The sequence below is a fragment of the Paraburkholderia sp. genome, from assembly GCF_034668105.1.
GTDB lineage: Bacteria > Pseudomonadota > Gammaproteobacteria > Burkholderiales > Burkholderiaceae > Paraburkholderia.
Window position 1 is genome coordinate 1 of record NZ_JAXDPY010000008.1, and the last position, 4,102, is coordinate 4,102.

3 protein-coding genes and 1 pseudogene are annotated in these 4,102 nt (G+C 62.6%); 1 reads left to right on the forward strand and 3 read right to left on the reverse strand.

What is annotated here, in order from left to right:
* Positions 1 to 789 precede the first annotated feature (789 nt).
* Positions 790 to 1,695, forward strand: a complete 906-nt coding sequence (locus QOC89_RS00395; RefSeq protein ID WP_323043208.1) for a LysR family transcriptional regulator — start codon at positions 790 to 792, stop codon at positions 1,693 to 1,695.
* A 183-nt stretch (positions 1,696 to 1,878) separates the two neighbouring features.
* Here the strand turns inward: QOC89_RS00395 and QOC89_RS00400 are convergent, their stop codons facing one another.
* From QOC89_RS00400 to QOC89_RS00410, 3 genes and pseudogenes are all read right to left on the reverse strand, one after another.
* Entirely contained in the window at positions 1,879 to 3,480 is a 1,602-nt protein-coding gene (locus QOC89_RS00400) for a rhodanese-related sulfurtransferase (RefSeq protein ID WP_323043209.1), read from the reverse strand.
* Positions 3,477 to 3,913, reverse strand: a pseudogene (locus QOC89_RS00405) (cysteine dioxygenase); the annotation flags it as partial. The pseudogene QOC89_RS00405 and the gene QOC89_RS00400, both read right to left, overlap by 4 nt.
* Positions 3,802 to 4,102: hypothetical protein (locus QOC89_RS00410; RefSeq protein ID WP_323043210.1), on the reverse strand; the 301-nt coding region annotated here is incomplete at its 5' end. The gene QOC89_RS00410 and the pseudogene QOC89_RS00405, both read right to left, overlap by 112 nt.

A 4,102-nucleotide genomic window follows, 5' to 3' on the forward strand; every position in this document is an offset into this window, starting at 1 on the left:
CAAGGGGGCGCCCTTCAGCCGTGCTACAGAATAACCGCGCACGAAGAAAACCGCGAGCGAGGCCGGCAAGGCGTTACGAGGGGGCGGTGAGCGGTGAGCGGTGAGCGGTGAGCGATCGGCGAGTATAGTTGCCGAGACTTGGGAGACTCAATGGCGAGCGACGATGCTGTGCGGCACGCGAGACTGAGACGGGGTAGTTGGTTCTATGAGGTGGGTTTCGGCGCGCGCAGCGTCGCTGGAAGTATGACGGCTGTGTCACTCACGCGGAGTAAGCGAGAACACGGATTCCAGATGCACCGTTAGCGCGACTGTGCGGGGGACCCGCTTATGAGCTAGCGGGTGAGCCGCTTTCTTTGCTTATTTCTTTGTAGCAGTTTACAAGCGCTGAATAGTTACGCGGCGGCAAAGAAAGTAAGTCTGTCGCCCCGCACAGGGGCAACACTATAGACCACTAAGAAATCAAGAAAAGGCAAAAAAACGACCACTTACAAAGCAAAAAAGCGACGCTGTGCAAAGCGTCGCCATGCAGGCCGATACGGTCAAACCCGGCAATAACCGGCACCAACAGGCGGCCCAAAAAAACCACCAAAAAAACCATAAAAAACTGCGGACGACGCGCAGCGGCCCGATCCCGTGCGAGGCGGTGAGAGACCTTAGCCTCTGACCTTACGCCGACGCCGGAATGACGGACCGCTGCTTGTTTGGCCGCCCTGGTCCCTCGATAAGACTTCCAAGTCGAGCTAATCTAAACGGATTGGCGGATTTAGACGAGAGCGCGTTTACACCGAATTGGCAGACGATTCGCACTCCGCGCTGCCGGCGCAAGCGGCTTGCACGGCGGCGGCGCAAGCAGCGCATCAAAAGGTTAGCGGCACCATCACGCGCCGCCTGCAGAATTTCGAAGAGGCGCTCGGCGTCGAATTGCTCGACCGCAATACGCGCCCGCTGAAAGCGACGGCCACGGGCCGCATCGTCTATGAACAAGGCCGTGTGATTCAGCGCGAACTCGACGTGCTGCGCGAGATCGTCGCCACCGACACGCCACCGGTTGGCACCTTGCGTCTCGGCGTCGCGCAGACGATTGCCGATATCGCGCTCACGAATGCGATGCGCGGTCTCAAGGCGGCCTACCCTGACCTGCAAGCGCGTGCATCGACCGGCTGGGGCGGCCAGCTGCTGCAACGCGTCGAGCAGGGCGAACTCCACGCCGCCGCGATCCTGCTGCCCAACAACAAGACCTTTGAGGAAACATTGTCGGCACGCTCGCTTGGCCGCATCAAACTGGCAGTGGTCGCGCAGAAAGGCAAGTTGAAAAGACGCGCGCATACGCTGGCGGAATGCCAGCCGATCGGGTGGGTGTTGAATCCGGATGGTGGCGGCTTTCGCGACGGCCTGCAACGCACGCTGACGGGCCTGGGGCTCACTCTCAAGCTCAATCTGGAAACGCTCGACACCGAATTGCAATTGCAACTGGTGGCCGACGGCAACGGCCTCGGCCTCGTACCCTTACCGCTGCTGCAGGCCAGCGCTCACGCGAGCGCGCTCGATATCGTCTCGCTCAGCGACTTCAAGCCGCTGAGCGATATCTGGCTCGTGCATCCGCGCGTGCTGGGTAAATTGCAACAGCCGGTGCAGCGCTTCGGCGCGGCGATCGAGCGGCAATTCAAGGAAGCGCGAACGCGGCGCGTGGCTTGAGCCGCACGCCACGTTCGTTCGCTCCTGCTGGTGCGGCCAGCTCACGGCCTCGCCTGTTTTCCTGGCCTCTTCCCTAACCGGGCGTCCCTAACCGGGCGTCCCTGACCGGGCGTCCATAACCAGCCGTGCCTAAACGGCCGCGCCTGATTCATCAAGCTCGTCCGCTTCGCTCAACAAGACCCATCAAAGCACGCGAAAGCCATGCGTCCCATCACGTCCAAGTTGAGCGACGAGGCCATACTCCCATTCCAGATACGCGTTCATCGCTTCGCGCGCGTTATCGGTTCCCTCATACGGACGACGATACCGATCAATGCGCGGCGACGCCAGGCGCGTCTCGCCGCTTTCCACGGCGAGGCCCGCTTCGATCCAGGCGTTGGTGCCGCCGCTCAGTACCTGCACCGGCTTACCCGTCAACGCCGCCACCTCAGGCGCGGCGAAGCGCGCCAGAGCACTGCTGCCACAGGTGAGCACATAGCGTTGCGCATCCGGCAGCTTGCGCAACGCTTCATCGAGCTGTCCGCGAATCACGAACCACGCGCCGGGAATATGGCGCTTCACATAGTTCGCACTGGTCGCGAAATCCAGCACGACGGTGCCACACGATTGCAGCAGCGTCACCAGTCCCGCCGGCGTGATCTCATCGACATCGGGCGCGGTGGGCGCATGACGCGCGGCGGGCGCGAGACCTTTTTCGACGAAGTCCGCGTTGCCCAGACCGTCCACCACATACACCTCGACGTTCATCTGGGCGAGCCACGACGCGGTCATGTTCGCGCGCACGCCGTCGTTGTCGGCAAGGATCACGCGAGCGCCACGCACCGGCGCGAACATGTCGGTCTCCTGCACCAGTTGACCGCCAGGCGCGTTGCGAAAGCCGGGCACGTGCCCCGCTTCATATTCTTCGGGGGTGCGCACATCGAAGCGATACACGGTGCGGACCGCTTCGTCGGCCCAGCGGCGCGCTTCGTCGCGCGAGGTGCGGCCCACCCTTGCACGATCCGCCACGCCGCGCGCGGAATCGGCCGCGGCGAGACGAAGTGCGTCATCGACAATCGGCTCGAAGCGGCGCGAGCTGCCGTGCGCGAGTGCCTGGCCGGCAAGCGTCCAGCCGATCGTGCCATTGCGCAATGCCGCGACCGGATTCGGCACGCCCGCATTGATCAGCGACTGCGCGCCGATGATGCTGCGCGTACGCCCCGCGCAATTGACGATGATCCGCGTGGCCGGATTCGGCGCGAGCTGGCGCGCGCGCAACACAAGTTCCGCGCCAGGCACGCTCACGCTGCCGGGAATATTCATGGTGTGGTATTCGTCGAAGCGGCGTGCATCGAGCACGACCACGTCGGCTTCATGATCGAGCAGCGACAGCACCTGCGGCGCTTCCAGCGAGGGCGTATGGCGCACGCTCTCGACCAGTTCGCCGAATGCCTTGCTCGGCACGTTGACGTCCTGAAACAGCTCGCCGCCGGCCTCGCGCCAGCCTTGCAAACCGCCTTCGAGCAGCGCGACGTCGGTATAGCCCAGCTCGCTCAGCCGCTGCGCAGCGCGCCCGGCAAGCCCTTCGCCGTTGTCGAACACCACAATCGGCACGTCGCGGCGCGGCAAGCGCACCGGTGCATCCAGTTCGAGTCCCGACAACGACAGATTTGCAGCAAACAGCGGGTGACTGCGTGCGTGCGGATCCTCCTCGCGCACGTCGACGAGCGCGATTTCCTCGCGATCCAGCAAAGTGCGGCGCACGTCGTCGAATGATCGGGTACGGAATTCTTGAGCGAAACTCATGAGATCGGGGACTCCTTTGAAACATTCCAGATGTTCGGCAACACGTCGTTCGAGTAACCGGAGATAAAGGTTTTGCGGCCTCCGCTGGCGGGATAGACGGAACGCGTCACCGCGCCGATATTTCCACCGTACACGTGAATGCTGAGCGACGTACGATCACCAAAAGCACTGCTCACGCGATGGATGTCGCCGATGCGCGGCGACACGGCGTCCACCGTGCCCGGTGTCGAGGCGTTTTGCCGCCCCCTCTTCCAGTACGCCATCTGACGTGAGGTGATATCCCTGCGCAATTTCCGCACCGCGCAGCACGCAGCACGCCGATCAAACCCCATACGGTGTGATCGTGCACGGGGGTCGCTTGCCCCGCCCTCCAGACGAAACTGACGATTGAAAAACGCTGCCGCGAATCGGTGTGCAGCAGGAATTGCTGATAGGCAGCAAATCAAATACGACCACCGCCATAGGCAACCAGACAAATAAGCGCCGCGCAGGCACCCCCGCCTGAAAGGCAAAAGAAAACACCCCTTCCACGAAAGTGGACATCTCCACCCCATCTGCAGAAAACCCAAACCTTTGCCACAATGCCTCATCGCGCGAAAGCGCCCGAAACCGCAAACAAACA